This window comes from Vibrio casei (assembly GCF_002218025.2).
Lineage (GTDB): Bacteria > Pseudomonadota > Gammaproteobacteria > Enterobacterales > Vibrionaceae > Vibrio > Vibrio casei.
Genome location: NZ_AP018680.1, coordinates 1,858,028 through 1,877,739 on the forward strand (window position 1 = coordinate 1,858,028; position 19,712 = coordinate 1,877,739).

Here is a 19,712-nt window from a genome sequence, read left to right on the forward strand (position 1 = left end):
TTAACTTAAAAATCCAAACTCAAAGCATCGTCAATCAACGCTTTTTGTTGTTTTAAGTGCACTGACATATAACCAACAGCTGGTGATGCAGAAGCTGGTCGACCTGCATATTTCAATGTGGCACCATTTGGTAGTGCAAAGCGCATATTATGTTGGCTGCTATACCATGCACCTTGGTTTTGCGGCTCTTCTTGACACCATACAAAATCTTCTACATTGGTATATTGCTCAATGGCTTTACTAACATCTTCATATGGGAATGGATAAAGCTGCTCCACACGAATAATGGCAACATCATGTTGTTCATTTTTACGACGTTGTTCTAACAAGTCGAAATAAACTTTACCTGAACACATTACGACACGTTTTACCTTATTTGCCTCTAACTCATCCATTTCAGGAATAGCGGCTTGGAAAGTACCACTGGCGAGCTCTTCAATTGATGAAGTACACAGAGGATGGCGCAATAATGATTTAGGTGACATAACGATAAGCGGACGACGCATAGGGCGAACCACTTGGCGACGAATCATATGGTAAACCTGAGCAGGTGTAGACGGGACAACTACTTGAATATTTTGCTCAGCACAAAGCTGTAAATATCGCTCTAAACGTGCAGATGAGTGTTCAGGTCCTTGACCTTCATAACCATGAGGAAGAAGCATGGTTAAGCCACACAAACGGCCCCACTTTTGCTCGCCTGATGAAATAAACTGGTCGATGACTACTTGCGCGCCGTTAGCAAAATCACCAAACTGCGCTTCCCATACCGTTAAACCGCCAGGTTCAGCCGTTGCGTAGCCATACTCAAATGCCAGTACCGCTTCTTCTGACAATACAGAGTCAAACACTTGGAATGGACCTTGATGATCATGCACATGTGCCAAAGGCATATAAGTACTTGCAGTTTCTTGATCATGTAATACGGCGTGACGATGGAAGAACGTCCCTCGACCAGAATCTTGGCCGGTAATACGAATACGTTTACCAATATCCACTAATGTTGCATAAGCCAGTGTTTCTGCCATGCCCCAATCAATCGCTTTTTCACCATTGATCATAGAAACACGATCGTTATATAGCTTTGAAACACGACTTTGCAATTTGTGGCTTTCTGGGAATTGGCAAATTTTGTTACCAAGCTCAATTAAGCGGTCTTGGTCAACTTCATTATTCCAATCTTCATTCCATTCATGACCAAGATAAGGTGTCCAATCAACGGAATGTAGAGCCATTGGCCTCCATTCTTTAACCACCACTTCACCACGGTCAAGTGCATCACGATATTCATTAACTAACTGAGTAGAAACTTCTAATTCAATCGTTTTACGGTCAACCAATATATCAGCATAAATTTTACGCGGCGTTGGATGTTTTTTGATTTTCTGATACATCAAAGGCTGAGTTGCATTTGGTTCATCTGCTTCGTTATGCCCATGACGGCGATAACAAACTAAATCAATCACAACATCACGTTTGAAAGTATTACGATAATCAAGCGCGATACGTGTGATGAAAGCAACTGCTTCTGGATCATCCGCATTCACGTGAAATATCGGAGCCTGTACCATTTTGGCAATATCAGTACAGTACATGGTAGAACGCATATCACGAGGATTCGATGTAGTAAAACCGACTTGGTTATTCACAACAATACGAACCGTACCGCCCACTTGGTAGCCACGAGCTTGTGACATGTTAAACGTTTCCGCAACAACACCTTGTCCTGCAATCGCAGAATCACCATGAATAGTAATAGGAAGTACTTTACTACCATCCTTATCATTCAAGCGGTCTTGACGAGCACGTACTGAACCAATAACAACAGGATTAACAATTTCCAAATGAGATGGATTAAACGCGAGTGCTAAATGAACATCACCACCAGGGGTAGCAAAATCAGCGGAAAAACCTTGATGGTATTTTACATCCCCTGTACCCCATGAATCGCCATGCTTACCGGCAAACTCATCAAATAAATCTTGTGGCTTTTTACCTAACACGTTAACTAACATGTTTAAGCGACCACGGTGAGCCATACCAATAACGACTTCACGCATGCCATTTGAGCCAGCATGACGGATCAGTTCTTTCATCATTGGGATAAGTGCGTCACCGCCTTCTAGAGAGAAGCGTTTTGCACCCGGAAATTTCGCACCAAGATAACGCTCTAAACCTTCAGCTGCTGTCAATTCATCAAGAAAGGTAAGCTTTTCTTCTTTAGAGAATGAACCTTCTCCAATCACTGATTCTAAACGATCTTGAATCCAACGCTTTTCTTCAGTATTAGTAATATGCATGTACTCGGCGCCAATAGAGCCGCAGTAAATTTTATTTAGAGCTTGGTAAATATCTTTAAGAGGCATGGTGTCTTGCCCGACGGCAAACGAACCAACATTAAATGACTCTTCAAAGTCTTCTGGGGAGAGGTTATGAAATTGTGGATCCAATTCAGCAACTGGTTCACGCTTCCAGATATTAAGAGGGTCTAAACTTGCAGCTTGATGCCCACGGAAACGATAAGCATTGATTAACTGCAGGACTTTTACTTGTTTAGCATCGACATCAGGATCACTAACTTGGACATTGTAATGCTTTGTTTCTTTCGCTAATCGTCTGAAGTAGTCACGAACACGAGAATGTGGTTGTTCACCATTAGCAGGAGCTTCTACTGGTAGGCTATCAAACACTTGTTTCCATTCGTCACCGACTAGATCGGGGTCACTAAGATACAGTTCGTAGAGTTCTTCTACGTAAGTTGCATTGGCGCCAGCCAAGTGTGAAGACTCGAGCCATGCCTTCATCACGCCGTTGTGCATATTTTCCCTTAACCTGTTAGGTTTCAATTATGCCTCGACCATTATTATTCGAACTACCAATTATCCGAGTAATAAGTGCCGAATTGATAGCCGACTCATGCGAGCCGACTGTTCCTCGCTCATACAGAGCAATTCTTAATTTTTACACTGAACGATTAATCAGCATTGTTTTGATGTGACCAATCGCTTTTGTTGGATTTAATCCCTTAGGACAAACACTGACACAGTTCATTATCTCATGACAACGAAAAACGCTAAATGCATCGTCAAGATTTGACAGGCGTTCATCTGTCGCCGTATCTCGGCTATCAATTAACCAACGATAGGCGGCTAATAAACCAGCTGGGCCAATAAATTTATCCGGATTCCACCAGAAAGACGGACAAGATGTCGTACAACATGCGCACATAATGCAATCATACAAACCATCTAGATGAGCACGGTCTTCTGGTGATTGTAGGTTTTCACGTGATGGTGGTAATTCACTATCATTGATCAAATAGGGTTTAACCTTGGCATAGTTATCATAAAACTGAGCCATATCAACAATAAGATCGCGCACGACAGGTAAACCGGGAAGTGGACGAATGACCACTTTGCTTTTACCTAATAATGCCGATAAGGGTGTAATACACGCAAGGCCATTTTTACCGTTCATGTTCAAGCCATCGGAACCACATACGCCTTCACGACATGAGCGTCGAAACGAAATGCTTGGATCTTGTTCTTTCAATAAAATCAACGCATCCAACACCATCATGTCAGAGCCTTCTTCTACTTCAAGCACATAATCCTTCATATAAGGCTTTTTATCAGCATCAGGATTGTAACGGTACAAAGAGAAATTAACTTTCATTTGCTTTATCTCCCTTAGTAAACACGAGCTTTAGGTGGAAAGGCTTCACGCAGTACTGGCTGCATATTCACATCACGCTTAGACATTGCTTCCGTTACCGGATTATAAATAGAGTGGCATAACCAATTTGCATCATCACGGTCTGGGAAGTCAAAACGTGCATGTGCACCACGACTTTCAGTACGGTAATTCGCTGCTACTGCCGTTGCAAATGCCGTTTCCATTAAGTTGTCTAATTCTAAACATTCAATACGCTGCGTATTAAACTCGGTCGATTTATCAGATAAATAAGCATTTTTTAGACGCTCACGAATCACTTTTAGCTCTTCCAAGCCTTTCGCCATTGCATCGCCTTCACGGAATACCGAGAAGTTATTTTGCATACAGCTTTGTAAGTCTTTACGAATTTGCACTGGGTCTTCACCACCAGTGCTATTTTCCCAACGATTGTAGCGAGCTAAAGAAGCTTCAATATCTGCATCGGTTGCTTCTGGCGTTTCAGCTTGAAGCGCAAGTGTTTCACCTAAATGCAAACCAGTTGCTCGGCCAAATACCACTAAATCAAGTAATGAATTGCCTCCTAAACGGTTTGCTCCATGTACCGATACTGAGGCGATTTCACCACAAGCAAACAAGCCTTGAACTTCTTGGTCTTGACCATTGGCATCTTGCTTAATTGCTTGGCCAGAAACCTGAGTTGGCACGCCACCCATCATATAGTGACAAGTAGGGATAACTGGAATCGGCTCTTTCACCGGATCAACGTGAGCAAAGGTACGGGATAATTCTAAAATACCAGGTAAGCGAGCATCTAAAACTTCCTTACCTAAATGATCAAGCTTCAATTTAATGTGGGGGCCCCAAGGACCATCACAGCCACGACCTTCACGAATTTCAATCATCATTGAACGTGCTACTACGTCACGACCGGCTAGATCTTTCGCATTCGGTGCGTAACGCTCCATGAAACGTTCGCCATCTTTATTAAGAAGATAACCACCTTCACCACGACAACCTTCAGTAACCAGTACACCTGCGCCAGCAATGCCGGTTGGGTGGAACTGCCACATTTCAATATCTTGCATTGGAACGCCAGCACGCAATGCCATACCAACACCATCGCCAGTGTTAATGTGCGCATTGGTAGTCGATTGATAAATACGACCTGCACCACCAGTTGCCAGTACGGTTGCCTTGGCTTTGAAGTAGCAAATTTCACCGGTTTCCATACAAAGCGCAGTGGTACCTAAAACCGCACCTTCTTCATTTTTGACTAAATCAAGCGCGTACCACTCAGAGAAAATGGTGGTTTTGTGCTTGATGTTTTGCTGATAAAGCGTATGAAGCAATGCATGTCCAGTACGGTCAGCCGCAGCAGCCGTTCGAGCCGCTTGCTCGCCACCAAAATCTTTTGATTGACCGCCAAATGGACGCTGATAAATTGAACCATCTTCAAAGCGAGAAAATGGTAAGCCCATTTTTTCTAGTTCAATAACTGACTCTGGACCATTCTTACACATATATTCAATGGCATTTTGGTCACCAATATAATCCGAACCTTTTACGGTATCGTACATGTGCCATTGCCAATCATCTTTATGTGAATTACCTAACGCAACAGTGATACCACCTTGCGCAGAAACGGTATGAGAACGGGTTGGAAATACTTTTGATAGCAACGCACAAGATAGGCCTTGCTCTGAAATTTGTAAGGCAGCGCGCATACCTGCACCACCAGCGCCAATGACTACGGCATCGAATTCACGAACGGGAATACTCACTTAAACACCCCACAGAATAAATAGACCAGAAAAGAAATACGCAACTAATGTCACTATGATGGCAAACTGCAACAAAGAACGTACCAAGGTTGGTTTAATGTAATCTGTCAATACTTGCCATAAACCAATCCACGCATGAATTAATACACATGCTAAAGCAATCATTGTAAAAACCTTGGTAAATGTTCCACCAAAAAACGATTGCCACGCGAGGTAATTAATATCTGGTCCAAAAGCAAAAAAGCCAATCATATACGCAGTGTAAAGCGTCATGATAATGCCTGATGCTCTAATTAAGAGGTAGTCATGAACTCCATTACGTCCGAATGAAGAAATGTGCTTTACCATACAAGAACTCCTGCTAATACCGATAATACAGCTGTTAAACCGAAAACCACTTTCGCGCTCAGGGCGCCGCCTTCTAACTCTTCAAAATACTTTAGATCCATTAACAAATGACGGATACCACCACAAATGTGATACGCCAACGCTGTTAAAATGCCCCAAAGAATAAATTTCACTACAAAGCCATCAACGAGATTTGAAGCTTGAGCGAAACCAAGAGGAGAAGATAGTGAAGTGGCGAGTAGCCATAGTAAGATACCAACAGAAACAAACATAATGACACCAGACACACGGTGCACAATGGATGCTATTGCGGAAATAGGGAAATGTATCGTTTGTAAATCTAAGTTAACCGGTCTGGACTTTCTTTCTTTCACGGGTGTGCTCACTCAGCTCCATACTAGAGCATTATTATTTATAATTATCGACATCGACATAGAAAAGCCAACACCTTGTTACTATTTAATTAACAACTTCAGTCCATAACACCCAGTTTATCTATGAATTTTATGTTAATTAAATTTCTACTTTATCAGCATTCAGCTTTCCAAACTCTTGATAAAATAAGGCGTTAACTAATATCTCCTGATGTACTATACGGCCGCTAGCATATGAATTCAATTGATGTAACAAAATATGCTACATAGAACATATTTTTAACTTTTTCCATGTTAAAAATCAAAAGCAGCACACATAACCAACGAGAACAATTGACTTTAACCTCTAATCTAAGTACAAAAACCCCACACAAAAAATCCTGGATGGATTAATAATATACAAAGGAGAATGTCATGGCGGATAAGAAAGCGACCCTTCATATCGAAGGTCAAGCACCTATTGAGCTCCCGATTTTAAGCGGAACTAATGGTCCAGATGTTGTGGATGTTCGTAAACTAGGTGCTAGTGGTTATTTTACTTTTGACCCTGGTTTTCTTGCTACTGCGTCTTGCGAATCCCAAATTACTTACATCGATGGTGGTAAAGGTATCCTTCTACACCGCGGTTATCCTATCGATCAACTTGCTAATAATGCTGATTATCTAGAAGTATGCTACATCTTACTTTATGGCGAAGCCCCAACTCGCGCTGAATACGAAAAATTCAAAAAGATTGTGGCAAACCATACAATGGTTCATGAGCAAATCGCCAGCTTCTTCCATGGCTTCCGCCGCGATGCTCACCCGATGGCGGTAATGTGTGGTGTGGTAGGCGCTTTAGCTGCTTTCTACCATGATTCTTTAGACATCAATAATGAAACTCACCGAGAAATTACAGCTTTCCGTTTATTGTCTAAAATGCCAACATTGGCTTCAATGTGTTACAAGTACTCGATTGGACAACCATTCATTTACCCGCGTAATGATTTAGATTACGCAAGTAACTTCTTACATATGATGTTTGCAAATCCTTGTGAAGAGTACAATGTGAACCCTGTCGTTGCCCGCGCAATGGATAAAATCTTCACATTACATGCAGATCATGAACAAAATGCCTCTACATCAACCGTGCGTCTTGCCGGCTCATCAGGCGCGAATCCATTTGCTTGTATTGCTGCAGGTATTGCATCACTTTGGGGGCCTGCTCATGGCGGCGCTAACGAAGCGTGTCTTCGTATGCTAGAAGAGATTGGTAGCGTTGATAATATTGAAGAATACGTTGCAAAAGCAAAAGATAAAGATGACCCATTCCGTTTAATGGGCTTTGGTCACCGCGTTTATAAAAACCATGACCCACGTGCAACGGTAATGCGTCAAGCTTGTCATGACGTATTACAAGAACTAAACATTGAAGACCCACTGCTTGATGTGGCTATGGAACTTGAGCGCATTGCGCTTTCAGATCCCTACTTTATCGAGAAGAAACTGTACCCGAACGTCGATTTTTATTCTGGTATCATTCTGAAAGCAATTGGTATTCCTATTTCAATGTTTACCGTAATTTTTGCACTATCACGTACCATTGGTTGGATTGCACACTGGAATGAAATGCATGCAGATCCAGACAATCGCATCGGTCGCCCACGCCAGTTATACACTGGTCTATCAAGCCGTGATTTCCAGCCATTACAAGAAAGAGAATAATCGAAGTACGATACTAATCATCGTATGAAATAAAAAACCACTGACTTTTAATCAGTGGTTTTTCTATTCAGCTAAATCAAGAATATAAAGACAATTCTATACTGGATTGTCAATATCAATAAATTCAACATCAAAATTATACTCTTTAGCAAGCCACTCACCGAGCGCTCTAACACCATAACGTTCTGTAGCATGATGACCGGCAGCAAAATAGTGAATTCCTAACTCACGAGCAATGTAAGTCGTCCTTTCAGATATCTCACCTGAAATAAAAGCATCCAGTCCAAATTTGGAAGCTAACTCTAAGTAATCTTGCCCACCACCCGTGCACCACCCAACCGTTTTGATTTTTTTATCAGCATCATTCGGCTCAATATGTAAAGGTTGACGATTCAAGGCGTTATCAATACGATCTTCAAGCTGCTTTCCAGTTAATGCGACATGAAACGAGCCATGCATAGCGACAGATTGAGCATGACCTTCCAAACCGCCTTCCACTTTAATATCAAGTAAACCAGCAAGTTGTGCGTTATTCCCTAAGCGAGGATGAATATCTAAAGGTAAATGGTAAGCATATAAATTAATGTCATTTTGGATTAATGCTCGAATACGATCCCCTTTCATACCAACAATTGGTTCCGCTTCGCCTTTCCAGAAGTAACCATGATGTACAAGCATAGCATCCGCTTTAGCCGCTATCGCCGCTTCAATAAGCGCTTTCGAGGCAGTAACGCCCGTCACAATTTTTTGAACGTTTTTACAACCTTGCACTTGTAAACCATTTGGACAATAGTCTTTTACCAGTTGTGGTGATAGAGTTTGATTTAAAAGTTGTTCAAGCTGTATGTTATTCATTATGTCTACGGCCTTATTAAATAATTCATTTGAGGGCAATACTTTTCTTGTTCAATGCAAGTTATTACTATTGGCTTATAACAACTTATAGGTTTATAACCATTATGTATTTATAACCATGGTACGTTTATAACAACGAGTTTATAGCAACTGATGGTCAAAAGTCTAAATTAAGGGATCCTGTAAGCGTGCCGATATCAAAATATGTTATTTCACTCAATGAGCAAACCGCACTTTTTAAAAAAATTAGTGATTGGATTGCTTGTACCCCCCCATTGTTAAAACCAAATAATACATTAGCTGAAATACCTTTCCACTCAAGTACTGAAGTGCCTTCTCTGTCTTATGCTGGCAATTCACGCCTTGGATTTTGGTACCAACATTTGTGTTTGCAGCATTTTCATGCTCATCCTGATTACCAGTTAATTGACGAAGAAATACAACTCAATGATAATGGACGAACCATCGGTGCAATAGACTTCATTGTAAAACATCTCCCAACTGATACCATCGAGCACTGGGAAGTCGCCATCAAGTTTTATATTCTGTTTGATGATTTATGGTTTGGGCCTAATAGCAAAGATCGATTGGATTTAAAGTTATCTCACATGCTAGAGCATCAATTAAACATGTCCAATCATGAATGCTTTAAACAACAATACCCTCGATTAGAAAACATACATCCACAGTTATTATTGCAAGGTCGGTTGTACACCAACCCATTTAGAAGACAACATATTCCTACATCGTGCTTGGGTTATGGCATAAATAGTAGCCAAATTAATGGATATTGGTGCTTCTGGAGTGAGTTTGAAAAGGTGGAAGAACCACTTTATGTGTTAAAAAAAGGGCAATGGCTAACCGGACGAAGTAATAACAATCAACTGTTAACATCCGAAACAGATGAATTTGTACATTGTCAGTCAAAGTCTGGTGATTTTTGGTTTGTTCTACCAAACGACTGGCCATATAACCATTCCAGCCATAAAAAAAATGTTAATAGCAGAAGTCCTGAGCATAAAAAAGCGAGAAGTTAAGTATCACTTAGCTCTCGCTTCTAATCATTTTTATATCATCGCGCTTTACAGATCCGCATTAGAAAAGACTTGATTAACTATCTCTTGCGCCTCTTGTTCAATTAATTTTAGATGCTCCTTTCCTTTGAAGCTTTCACAATAAATTTTATAGATATCTTCAGTACCTGATGGGCGTGCCGCAAACCAACCATTTTCCGTTGTTACTTTTAGCCCACCGATCGCAGCGCCATTTCCTTGCGCATGAGTTAAACGAGCGATAATTTGTTCCCCTGCTAATTTATCCGCGCTTACCATTTCAGCCGACATATTTTTCAAGACATTTTTCTGCTCTATATTTGCTACCGCTTGAATACGGTTATATTCAGATGAACCATGTTTTTCAGCCAATTGGTTATAATATTGCTGAGGGTTCATTCCTGTTACTGCGGTAATTTCTGCCGCAAGTAAGCATAGAATAATGCCATCTTTATCGGTAGACCAAGGCGTGCCATCTTTACGTAGGAAAGAAGCCCCTGCACTTTCTTCACCACCAAATCCAAAGCGACCTTCATATAAGCCATCAACAAACCATTTAAAACCGACAGGCACTTCGCAAAGTTCTCGCCCAAGGTCGGCAACAACACGGTCAATAATTGCGCTTGAAACTAAGGTTTTCCCAACTTGAACCTCATTTCCCCACTCATTACGGTGGCGAAATAAATAGTCAATACATACGGCTAAATAATGGTTTGGATCCATCAAACCCTGTGGCGTCACAATACCATGCCGATCATAATCTGGGTCATTACCAAATGCTAAATCATAATCATCTTTCAACGCGAGTAAACTCGCCATTGCGTACGGTGATGAACAATCCATTCTAATAACACCATCTTTATCCAACGTCATAAATTGAAAAGATGGGTCTACTATTTCGTTAACCAAAGTGATATCAAGATTATAGGTCGATGCAATACGTCGCCAATATTCAATTCCAGCACCGCCTAATGGATCAATACCTATTTTAATATTTGATTTCTGAATCACATCCATATCAATAACGTTGATTAAGTCATCGACATAAGGTTGAACAAAATCAATCTCAACTATTTTTTCCAACGCTTGGCTTGAACGTTTTACACCCTCCAGCTGGCGCACAATGTATTGGTTGGCTAAATCTTCAATACGTTGTGTAATTTCACCTTCGGCTGGACCTCCATGGCTTGGGTTATATTTTATCCCACCATCTTGGGGTGGATTATGAGATGGAGTAATCACAATACCATCTGCTTTATCCGCATGTTTTAAGTTATAAGTCAAAATAGCATGAGAAATCCCCGGCGTTGGGGTGAAGCCATTATTGTCTTGTACAATGACCTTAATATCATTGGCGATAAGTACATCAATCACAGAACGAAATGCAGGTTCAGACAAAGCATGAGTATCTTTACCTACGAACATAGGTCCTGTTAAACCTGCCATTTTTCTCTCATCAACCACTGCCTGAGTAATCGCTAGAATATGCGTTTGATTAAAAGTCGATTTTGAAGAACTGCCTCGATGCCCTGATGTTCCAAATAACACTTTATGTGCGGAATTTTTAGCATTTGGTTCAATTAAAAAGTAATCACTGACTAAAGAAGGAATATTAATTAAATCTTTAGGTAAAGTGTGCGTGCCTGCTCTAGGGTGAATAGCCATTACAAGTCCTTTTCAATAATTTCAAAATTAAAAAGCCTCATAATATGTGATGATTCAAATATTATGAGGCTCGATTCAATGGGAGACTAAATGCTTACTTAATGACAAGCTCAACTAAATTGAGTTACATACTTTCTCAATTAAATCTATTTGAAACCCCATTTGAGTCATTAACTGCTGCACCATTTGACGTTTGCGATTGGTATTATTATTAGTAATAACCCAAAACGGTGTGTTTGGGATAGAACGAGGCTTGGTTGTTTTACCGCTAGCCAACAAAGTTTCTTCATTATCAGCAAAGTAAACACGTGTACGGCCTTTCACTTTTGCCGCTTCCGCAAAGCTGGATGCTTCAACGTGATACAGAGAAGATAAAATCAGCATAAAACGATCAATCGCTTTATCTTTCTCTGCGAACTCATCAGAGATAAGTAAAGATCGCATGACTTTCACGCCATCTTGTTTTTCTTGTTTAGCTGGATTAGCTGATTCCAGTGAATCAACGGCAACAGGCTTAGTCACTGTTCCATTTGCTTGTGATCCTTGCTGCTCACCGATTAAAAGTCGACGTAAAATATCCGAGGCGCTTTCACCAATATGCTGGGTTTGGCTCGCAATATAACGATAAAGTTCTTCATCTACTTCAATGGTTTTCATTGGCTTTTCACAATCTCAATCTGTTTAAACTCTGGAATGATTATACCTATAACTGACCGGATACTCTATGCTAATCGCTCGGTGTTAGTAATAAAAAAGATCGTTTTGATCACTGAATGTTTTATTTCTTCTTGTCACATTGTTGAATGTGCACAAATAAGCGCCAATAAAAAACCTCTATGAATTAATTTTCATAGAGGTTTGTCGTTTAAGTATTAGTGATTAATATGCTTTAGAACCCAACACATGCTTATCCAATGCCGATGTCGTTCCGTAAAGTGAATCTTTGGCATGAAACTCTTTTGCGGTTTCTGCCACTGATTTACTAAAACGAGGATCTTGTGGCCGTTCATGGCTATTAATGAAAACAGACACATCCCACGCTTGTTGATCCGTCAAGCTGTTGCTCTTACTTAATGGCATATTGGTTTTAATAAAGTTAGCCGCTGAACTGATTTGATGCATACCAGCCCCCCAGTTATAGCTATCTTTCCCCCAAAGCGGTGGGAACACGTAACGGTTATCCATTTTACGCCCTTCACCATTATCGCCATGGCAAAGCGCGCATTGGGTTGCATAGACAACTTCGCCACGAACAAAGTCAGGTTTAAGTTCCGGTTGTTCTAATTTAGGGAACCCACGACCGGCAATTTTCGCATTCACCTTGGCATCGGTTGCTAGCCAATAAGAATAAGCGGTTAGGTCTAAAATCGTTTGGCTGACTGCTTCTGGCGGCTTACCATTCATTGAGTAAGCAAAGCAGCCTTGCAATCGGTCTTCGTAGGTATTCACTTTCTTGTTCTTACCACGATAAGCAGGATAAGAAACATAAGCACCCCACATAGGAGCAGAATTAGCTAGACGACCGCCAGACAAATGACAGTTAGTACAATTTAAACCATTACCGACTTCACCTGATGCTTTCAGTTGCTGACTATTCATAAATATTGAATAACCACGTTTTACTGCTTCAGCAAAATGCTCTTCTGGCACATTTCCCCAATCGGGTACTTGGTGATATGCCTCACCTTGCGCAAGTGGCTTACCCGGATCAACACTACCCAGATCTTTGTGTCCGTCATTGGCAAAAGCCATCCCACTGAGTAGCGATAGGCTTAATAATAAGTATTTCATTTTTTCACCTACGCAGTTTTCTGCGCAACCGGTGTCCCTAACGAGGCAAAATAGTCCGAAACCGCTTTGATTTCTTCATCGCTTAGAGATTTGGCAATTGGCCCCATAATCGCCATTGCACCAGCAGGTCTTGTATCTTCTTTCCACGATTTCATTTGGTTAACTAAATAAGCCGCATTTTGTCCAGCCAAACGAGGAATACCCGGCTTAACGCCTACTCCACTAGGGCCATGACAAGCAACGCAAGACGGTACATTGACTTCCATTTTCCCACTATAGGCAATTTTTTCACCTAATTGCATATCCCCTGGCCACTTATCACCACGCCACTGCAGTTTAAAGGTCATCGCATCAGGCACACTTTAACAACCACATCAGTATTAAGTTTTGAAAGATTAAATGATTACTTTCTCATTATGGCTGTATTATGATGCTAATTTGTACTTTCGGCTACAGGATTATCATGAATTACCAACAGCTTAACCATACAATTCAAGGTCAAGGCCCAGCAATCCTACTGATTCATGGCCTTTTTGGCAGTTTAAGCAATCTAGGCTTATTAGCGAGAGATTTAGTTCAAGACCATACGGTAATTAGTGTGGATCTACGCAACCATGGGCATTCTTTTCATAGTGATGCTATGAACTATCCTGCCATGGCAGAAGATCTCAACCATCTGCTCATTGATTTAAATATCTCATCTGCAATAGTTATTGGCCACTCCATGGGCGGAAAAGCGGCGATGGCTCTTTGCAATATTGCCTCTGACAAAGTCAGTAAACTCATCGTATTAGATATGGCGCCAGTCGCCTATCAACAAAGACGCCATGATAATGTTTTTTCAGGTTTAAAAGCCGTTATCAACGAAAAACCTCAAAGCCGCAAACAAGCCTTAGACTGTTTGGCACAACATATTGAAATAGATGGTGTGCGCCAGTTCCTAGCTAAATCGTTACACAATAAAGATGGATACTTACAGTGGTTGTTTAATGTTGAGGGGATCATTAATAATTATCAGCACATTCAAGACTGGGCCGATATATCCCCTTTCAACGGCGAAACTTTATTTTTAAAAGGTGCTGATTCTGACTACTTAATGCCAGAACACCAAGCTGCTATTCAAAAACAGTTCCCAAACAGTAAAGCCCATATCATTACCAATACCGGTCACTGGCTACATGCAGAAAAGCCAATTGAGGTATTGCGCTCTATTCGCCGATTCATTAAGAAATAATTCGCATTTCACTTATTCGGCGGACTACTTCGCATTAACTTTCAATTGTATTAATGCTATAGTTCGGGAATAAAAAACAACGGTGATCAAACGCATGCTTTACGAACATATCAATACCATAGAATCTCTAGGCTTAGATCTGTTTTTTGCATCGTTATTTTTATTGATTGGTTTAGCCATCAAAGATGTTTTAAAACAAGGTAATGTCCCGGTGTTTGGCCGTCGTATTGTATGGCTTGTTCTATTTTTAGGTTGCGCGGGCTTTATCGCCAAAGGGTTAATCCAAATGAGCTGGGAAGGCACTGGCTTAGGCTAACCATCGTACAATCGTAACGAATTCTTTTTAATTAGATTGATACCGGCGTTTCCGGTAATAGATAAATAGGTAATATTTCTATGGCAAGTGTAGGACTCTTCTTTGGTAGCGACACAGGTAACACTGAAGCGGTTGCTAAAATGATACAAAAAGAACTTGGCAAACAACTTGTGCACGTACAAGACATTGCGAAGAGCAGCAAGGAAGATATTGATAATTTTGATCTATTACTGCTTGGCATTCCAACTTGGTACTACGGTGAGTCTCAATGTGACTGGGATGACTTTTTCCCTGAGCTTGAAGCAATAGACTTCTCAACTAAACTCGTTGCTATTTTTGGTTGTGGTGACCAAGAAGATTATGCTGAGTACTTCTGTGATGCTATGGGAACGGTACGTGACATCGTTGAAGCTAAAGGTGGAACAATCATCGGTTACTGGCCGACTGAAGGTTATGAATTTGAAGCATCAAAAGCACTTGTCGACGATAATAGCTTCATTGGCCTTTGCATTGATGAGGATCGCCAACCAGAATTAACTGATGAACGCGTAAAAACGTGGTCAAAACAGATTTATGATGAAATGTGTTTAGCAGAGCTTGCTGATTAATAGGTTAACTGTGATTTACAAAGACATCTCAGATGTACGCGATTTTTGTTATCACAAGTCTAATGCTATAGTCACTTTAGTACTAATGAACATATCTGAAGAATAGCGAATACTTTCAGATAAGCTCAACCACTAGCATCGTTATCAACATGTTAATCTGCTAGAAAATAATTATTACGATTGGTATTCATACAATCATGTTATTCACGCCTTCTGTTACAAAACGGAATATCACAGGAAAGTAAAATGCCAGATAACAACCAAGCTCTAAAGGAAGCAGGCCTAAAAGTCACCTTACCTCGACTCAAAATTCTAGAGGTGCTACAAACACCTGACTGCCAACATATCAGTGCTGAAGACTTATATAAAAAGCTGATCGATCTTGGTGAAGAAATTGGCCTTGCGACTGTTTATCGTGTTTTAAACCAATTTGATGATGCAGGTATAGTCACTCGACATCATTTTGAAGGTGGTAAATCTGTTTTTGAGCTATCCACTCAGCATCATCATGACCATCTAGTATGTTTGGATTGTGGTGAGGTAATTGAATTTACCGATGATCTTATTGAAGAACGCCAAAAAGAAATTGCCGCAAAATATAATGTAGTACTGACGAACCACAGCCTCTATTTATATGGTCGTTGTGCGGATGGCAATTGTAAAACTGAAACTAACGCACATAAAACAAAGTAAGCCTTAGTTATCCTAGTTACACAGTGACCAATAACGCTACATAAAAAACGCATCTTATTCATTAAGATGCGTTTTTTATTTTACTCATTCTTGTCAAGACATCCTCAACATCCATTATAGGAAAGAGCAAGCCTTCCCTACATAATGATTAATAATTATTGAACCTCAATCTTTGCCCAAGTATCACGTAAACCGACGGTACGATTAAAAACTAAAGCTTGTGGTGATGAATCTTTTGAATCAATACAGAAATAACCAGTACGTTCAAATTGAATCCCTACACCAGCTTTAGCACTAATCAAACTTGGTTCAACAAACGCCTTTTTCACCATTAGTGAATCAGGGTTAATGGTTGCCGCAAAGTCGTCAGCAGCTCCGGGATTTGGCACCGTAAATAAACGATCATACAAGCGGACATCTGCTGCCAAACCTTTTTCAGCTGAAACCCAATGGATAACACCTTTTACTTTACGGCCATCGCTTGGGTTTTTACCCAAAGTTTCTGGATCGTAAGTACAGTAAATCGTCGTTACGTTACCTTGCTCATCTTTTTCAATACGATTCGCTTGAATCACGTAAGCACCACGTAGACGAACTTCTTTACCAAGAACTAAGCGTTTGTATTTTTTGTTAGCTTCTTCACGGAAATCATCCGCTTCAATCCACACTTCGCGTGTAAAAGGAACCTCACGACTGCCCATTTCAGGCTTATTCGGGTGATTCGCGAGCGTCAATACTTCTTCACTTTCAAAGTTTTCAATCACTACTTTAACCGGATCGAGTACCGCCATCGCACGCGGTGCATTTTCATTTAGGTCTTCACGAATACATGCTTCAAGTGAGCTAAACTCAATCATGTTGTCTTGCTTAGTGACACCAATGCGTGAACAAAACTCACGAATAGAACCCGGAGTAAAGCCACGACGACGTAAACCAGAAATCGTTGGCATACGAGGGTCATCCCAACCATTCACTAATTTTTCAGTGACTAATTGGTTTAGTTTACGCTTAGACATCACCGTATATTCTAAGTTTAAACGGCTAAATTCGTACTGATGAGGCCGAGTATCAATCGTAATATTTTCTAAAACCCAGTCATATAAACGACGGTTATCTTGAAACTCCAGCGTACATAGTGAGTGAGTAATACCTTCTAACGCATCGGAAATACAGTGGGTGAAGTCATACATTGGGTAAATGCACCACTTATCCCCTGTTTGATGGTGATTGATAAAACGCACACGATAAAGCACGGGATCGCGCATAACGATAAACGAAGATGCCATATCGATCTTAGCACGTAAGCAAGCCTTACCTTCTTCAAAGCCACCGTTACGCATTTTTTCAAATAACACTAAGTTTTCTTCAACGCTGCGGTCGCGGTATGGACTATTTTTTCCAGGCTCTTTTAACGTGCCACGGTATTCACGAATTTCATCAGGAGTCAGCTCATCAACATAAGCTAAGCCTTTTTCAATCAACTCTACAGCGTAACCATATAGCGCATCAAAATAGTTAGATGAATAGCAAATCTCGCCATCCCAATTAAAGCCTAACCAATTCACGTCTTGCTTGATTGATTCAACGTATTCAATGTCTTCTTTCGCTGGGTTAGTATCATCAAAGCGAAGGTTACACTGACCCTGATAATCTTGAGCCAAACCAAAGTTTAAGCAAATAGATTTAGCATGGCCAATATGTAAATAGCCATTCGGTTCAGGTGGGAAACGTGTATGAATCCTAGTGTGTTTTCCATCAGCTAAATCCTTGTCAATAATTTGACGGATAAAATTAGATGGACGAGCCTCAACTTCACTCATCGACAGTACCTCAGTAAAATAATAGAGCCTTAAATAATTATGGCTAATGATCCACAATTCTAGCCTGATACACAACAATAACTGATATTTTCTTTGCTAATTGAACAAAAACCCAGTCAAACGGCAAAAAATAATGGTAAGTGTACAAAAAAGCCTCGATAAACGAGGCTTTTGAATGATGGTAACAGAATAATGATTAAGGAAGCATCACACTTTCTAAATCTTCAGATTCTGGAACATTCTTCATTTCACCAGCAATGATTTCAGCCAATGGTCCTAAAATAACCTGTAAATTATTTGTACCAAGTTTAATCACTCCCATCGCACCTAATGCTTTAAGCTGAGATTCATCAATCACGCTCATATCATTTACAGATAAGCGTAAACGAGTAATACATGCATCAATACTCGATAAATTTTGATGACCACCTAAGGCTTTTAAATATTGGCGGGCAAGCTCAGAAGACTTCTCTGATCCCTTAACATTCGACTTAGATTCTACGTCATCATCTTCACGGCCAGGTGTCTTCAGATTGAACTTAGTAATCACTGTACGGAATACGAAGTAGTAGATGGCAAAGAATACAACACCTTGAAGTAACAACATGAACCAATTAACAGCAAGTGGGTTACGTGATGATAACACCATATCCACAAGACCGGCAGAGAAGCCGAAACCAGCTATCCAGTGCATAGATGCAGCAATGTAAACTGAAATACCCGTTAAGATTGCATGCAATAGATACAAAGGTGGAGCAAGGAACATGAATGAGAATTCTAGAGGCTCAGTAACACCAGTAAAGAATGAAGCGAAGCCAGCAGCAATCATAATAGAAGCGACTTTTTCTTTATTCTTAAGTTTTGCAGTATGGTAAATAGCTAGTGCTGCGCCAGGTAGGCCAAACATCATAATTGGGAAGAAGCCCGCTTGATACATGCCGGTTACGCCAGGAATACCAGTGCCTTCTGCTATGGATTTAGCACCGCCTAAGAAATTAGGAATATCATTGATACCTGCAACATCAAACCAGAATACTGAGTTTAGTGCATGATGAAGCCCTACAGGAATCAATAAACGGTTGAAGAAAGCGTAGATACCAGCACCTGTTGCGCCTAGACCTTGGATTGATTCACCAAAGTGTACTAAGCCACCGTATACGATTGGCCATAAGTACATCAGAATAAAGGCAACAAAAATACCAGCAAAAGACGTTAAAATTGGGATTAAACGTTTACCTGAAAAGAAAGATAACGCTTTATGCAATTCAACATGAGAGAAACGGTTATAAATTTCAGCAGTTAGAATACCCATTAAGATACCAACAAACTGGTTATTAATTTTTGCAAATGCTGCAGGCACTTCACTCGGGTCAATCCCTTGAATTTGTGAAACGGCCCCTGGAGACAATAAAGTAATAACTACCGTATAACCAACGAAGCCTGCTAATGCTGCTGCACCGTCTTTATCTTTCGACATACCATACGCAACACCAATTGCGAAAAGATATGACATATTGTCAATAATCGCTGCACCCGCTTTAATTAAAAACGCAGCTAAAGCACTGTTTGCTCCCCAACCATTAGGATCAATCCAGTAACCTATACCCATTAATATTGCCGCAGCAGGCAGAGTGGCAACTGGTACCATTAACGCCTTACCGACTTTTTGGAAGTATCCTAAAATATTCACCGTAATTCCCCCTATGGATTTTGTATGAATAGATACAAACTTATTTTTATAAAAAAAATTAGTACAGGCACAGTCTATTTAATTAATTTTAGTCCGCAAATTAAAA

The 19,712-nt window shown here is 40.5% G+C and carries 18 protein-coding genes and 1 pseudogene; 6 read left to right on the plus strand and 13 right to left on the minus strand.

Features of this window, described 5'->3' with window-relative positions; translation table 11 throughout:
• Positions 1–5: 5 nt before the first annotated feature.
• The 5 genes from sucA to sdhC all read right to left on the minus strand — a co-directional run bounded on the left by sucA (position 6) and on the right by sdhC (position 6,190).
• Entirely contained in the window at positions 6–2,819 is a 2,814-nt protein-coding gene (gene sucA, locus VCASEI_RS08730) for a 2-oxoglutarate dehydrogenase E1 component (RefSeq protein ID WP_086962544.1), read from the minus strand.
• A 142-nt stretch (positions 2,820–2,961) separates the two neighbouring features.
• Positions 2,962–3,675 (minus strand): succinate dehydrogenase iron-sulfur subunit, encoded by a 714-nt coding sequence (locus tag VCASEI_RS08735; RefSeq protein ID WP_086962546.1) that lies wholly within the window; start codon positions 3,673–3,675, stop codon positions 2,962–2,964.
• Between the two features lie 14 nt (positions 3,676–3,689).
• Entirely contained in the window at positions 3,690–5,456 is a 1,767-nt protein-coding gene (sdhA, locus tag VCASEI_RS08740; protein WP_086962548.1) for a succinate dehydrogenase flavoprotein subunit, read from the minus strand.
• Positions 5,457–5,804, minus strand: a complete 348-nt coding sequence (gene sdhD, locus VCASEI_RS08745; protein ID WP_086962550.1) for a succinate dehydrogenase, hydrophobic membrane anchor protein — start codon at positions 5,802–5,804, stop codon at positions 5,457–5,459.
• Positions 5,798–6,190 (minus strand): succinate dehydrogenase cytochrome b556 subunit, encoded by a 393-nt coding sequence (sdhC, locus tag VCASEI_RS08750; RefSeq protein ID WP_086962551.1) that lies wholly within the window; start codon positions 6,188–6,190, stop codon positions 5,798–5,800. The genes sdhD and sdhC overlap by 7 nt, the downstream gene beginning before the upstream one ends.
• A 402-nt stretch (positions 6,191–6,592) precedes the next feature.
• On the opposite strand from sdhC, the gene VCASEI_RS08755 reads away from it, so the two are divergent.
• Complete coding sequence (locus tag VCASEI_RS08755; RefSeq protein WP_086962553.1) at positions 6,593–7,882, plus strand: citrate synthase; 1,290 nt, start codon at positions 6,593–6,595, stop codon at positions 7,880–7,882.
• 96 nt (positions 7,883–7,978) lie between these two features.
• On the opposite strand, the gene VCASEI_RS08760 is transcribed toward VCASEI_RS08755, so the two are convergent.
• Positions 7,979–8,737 (minus strand): Nif3-like dinuclear metal center hexameric protein, encoded by a 759-nt coding sequence (locus tag VCASEI_RS08760; protein ID WP_089111133.1) that lies wholly within the window; start codon positions 8,735–8,737, stop codon positions 7,979–7,981.
• A 194-nt stretch (positions 8,738–8,931) separates the two neighbouring features.
• Between VCASEI_RS08760 and VCASEI_RS08765 the strand changes: the two genes are divergently transcribed.
• Entirely contained in the window at positions 8,932–9,774 is an 843-nt protein-coding gene (locus tag VCASEI_RS08765; protein ID WP_394347158.1) for a DUF1853 family protein, read from the plus strand.
• Between the two features lie 45 nt (positions 9,775–9,819).
• Here VCASEI_RS08765 and pgm read toward each other — a convergent pair whose 3' ends face one another.
• From pgm to VCASEI_RS08785, 5 genes and pseudogenes are all read right to left on the minus strand, one after another.
• Entirely contained in the window at positions 9,820–11,454 is a 1,635-nt protein-coding gene (pgm, locus tag VCASEI_RS08770) for a phosphoglucomutase (alpha-D-glucose-1,6-bisphosphate-dependent) (RefSeq protein WP_089111131.1), read from the minus strand.
• 114 nt (positions 11,455–11,568) lie between these two features.
• Complete coding sequence (gene seqA / locus VCASEI_RS08775; RefSeq protein ID WP_374701009.1) at positions 11,569–12,051, minus strand: replication initiation negative regulator SeqA; 483 nt, start codon at positions 12,049–12,051, stop codon at positions 11,569–11,571.
• A 6-nt stretch (positions 12,052–12,057) separates the two neighbouring features.
• A pseudogene (locus tag VCASEI_RS19875) lies at positions 12,058–12,111 on the minus strand (replication initiation negative regulator SeqA); the annotation flags it as partial.
• Positions 12,112–12,333: 222 nt separating this feature from the next.
• Complete coding sequence (locus tag VCASEI_RS08780) at positions 12,334–13,245, minus strand: c-type cytochrome (protein ID WP_086962560.1); 912 nt, start codon at positions 13,243–13,245, stop codon at positions 12,334–12,336.
• Positions 13,246–13,253: 8 nt separating this feature from the next.
• Complete coding sequence (locus VCASEI_RS08785; RefSeq protein WP_089111130.1) at positions 13,254–13,592, minus strand: c-type cytochrome; 339 nt, start codon at positions 13,590–13,592, stop codon at positions 13,254–13,256.
• Positions 13,593–13,708: 116 nt separating this feature from the next.
• On the opposite strand from VCASEI_RS08785, the gene VCASEI_RS08790 reads away from it, so the two are divergent.
• The 4 genes from VCASEI_RS08790 (at position 13,709) to fcrX (ending at position 16,096) form a co-directional block, all read left to right on the plus strand.
• The gene (locus VCASEI_RS08790; protein ID WP_086962564.1) at positions 13,709–14,479 is read left to right on the plus strand and encodes an alpha/beta fold hydrolase; all 771 of its coding nucleotides are present in this window, start codon (positions 13,709–13,711) and stop codon (positions 14,477–14,479) included.
• A gap of 94 nt (positions 14,480–14,573) precedes the next feature.
• Positions 14,574–14,795, plus strand: a complete 222-nt coding sequence (locus VCASEI_RS08795) for a DUF2788 domain-containing protein (protein ID WP_027696997.1) — start codon at positions 14,574–14,576, stop codon at positions 14,793–14,795.
• 80 nt (positions 14,796–14,875) lie between these two features.
• Entirely contained in the window at positions 14,876–15,403 is a 528-nt protein-coding gene (fldA, locus tag VCASEI_RS08800) for a flavodoxin FldA (protein ID WP_086962565.1), read from the plus strand.
• Between the two features lie 246 nt (positions 15,404–15,649).
• The gene (fcrX, locus tag VCASEI_RS08805; protein ID WP_086962567.1) at positions 15,650–16,096 is read left to right on the plus strand and encodes a ferric iron uptake transcriptional regulator FcrX; all 447 of its coding nucleotides are present in this window, start codon (positions 15,650–15,652) and stop codon (positions 16,094–16,096) included.
• A gap of 155 nt (positions 16,097–16,251) precedes the next feature.
• On the opposite strand, the gene glnS is transcribed toward fcrX, so the two are convergent.
• Positions 16,252–17,916: a glutamine--tRNA ligase gene (glnS, locus tag VCASEI_RS08810; RefSeq protein ID WP_086962569.1), complete on the minus strand. Its 1,665-nt coding sequence runs from the start codon at positions 17,914–17,916 to the stop codon at positions 16,252–16,254.
• Positions 17,917–18,112: 196 nt separating this feature from the next.
• Entirely contained in the window at positions 18,113–19,606 is a 1,494-nt protein-coding gene (gene nagE / locus VCASEI_RS08815; protein ID WP_086962571.1) for an N-acetylglucosamine-specific PTS transporter subunit IIBC, read from the minus strand.
• Positions 19,607–19,712: the final 106 nt, after the last annotated feature.

Coding starts and splice junctions, on each gene's coding strand:
- VCASEI_RS08790 (WP_086962564.1), top strand. CDS start 13,709: ATGAATTACCAACAGCTTAACCATACAATTCAAGGTCAAGGCCCAGCA.
- pgm (WP_089111131.1), bottom strand. CDS start 11,454: ATGGCTATTCACCCTAGAGCAGGCACGCACACTTTACCTAAAGATTTA.
- glnS (WP_086962569.1), bottom strand. CDS start 17,916: ATGAGTGAAGTTGAGGCTCGTCCATCTAATTTTATCCGTCAAATTATT.
- sdhD (WP_086962550.1), bottom strand. CDS start 5,804: ATGGTAAAGCACATTTCTTCATTCGGACGTAATGGAGTTCATGACTAC.
- sucA (WP_086962544.1), bottom strand. CDS start 2,819: ATGCACAACGGCGTGATGAAGGCATGGCTCGAGTCTTCACACTTGGCT.
- VCASEI_RS08780 (WP_086962560.1), bottom strand. CDS start 13,245: ATGAAATACTTATTATTAAGCCTATCGCTACTCAGTGGGATGGCTTTT.
- fldA (WP_086962565.1), top strand. CDS start 14,876: ATGGCAAGTGTAGGACTCTTCTTTGGTAGCGACACAGGTAACACTGAA.
- VCASEI_RS08755 (WP_086962553.1), top strand. CDS start 6,593: ATGGCGGATAAGAAAGCGACCCTTCATATCGAAGGTCAAGCACCTATT.
- VCASEI_RS08795 (WP_027696997.1), top strand. CDS start 14,574: ATGCTTTACGAACATATCAATACCATAGAATCTCTAGGCTTAGATCTG.
- VCASEI_RS08735 (WP_086962546.1), bottom strand. CDS start 3,675: ATGAAAGTTAATTTCTCTTTGTACCGTTACAATCCTGATGCTGATAAA.
- fcrX (WP_086962567.1), top strand. CDS start 15,650: ATGCCAGATAACAACCAAGCTCTAAAGGAAGCAGGCCTAAAAGTCACC.
- VCASEI_RS08760 (WP_089111133.1), bottom strand. CDS start 8,737: ATGAATAACATACAGCTTGAACAACTTTTAAATCAAACTCTATCACCA.
- VCASEI_RS08785 (WP_089111130.1), bottom strand. CDS start 13,592: ATGACCTTTAAACTGCAGTGGCGTGGTGATAAGTGGCCAGGGGATATG.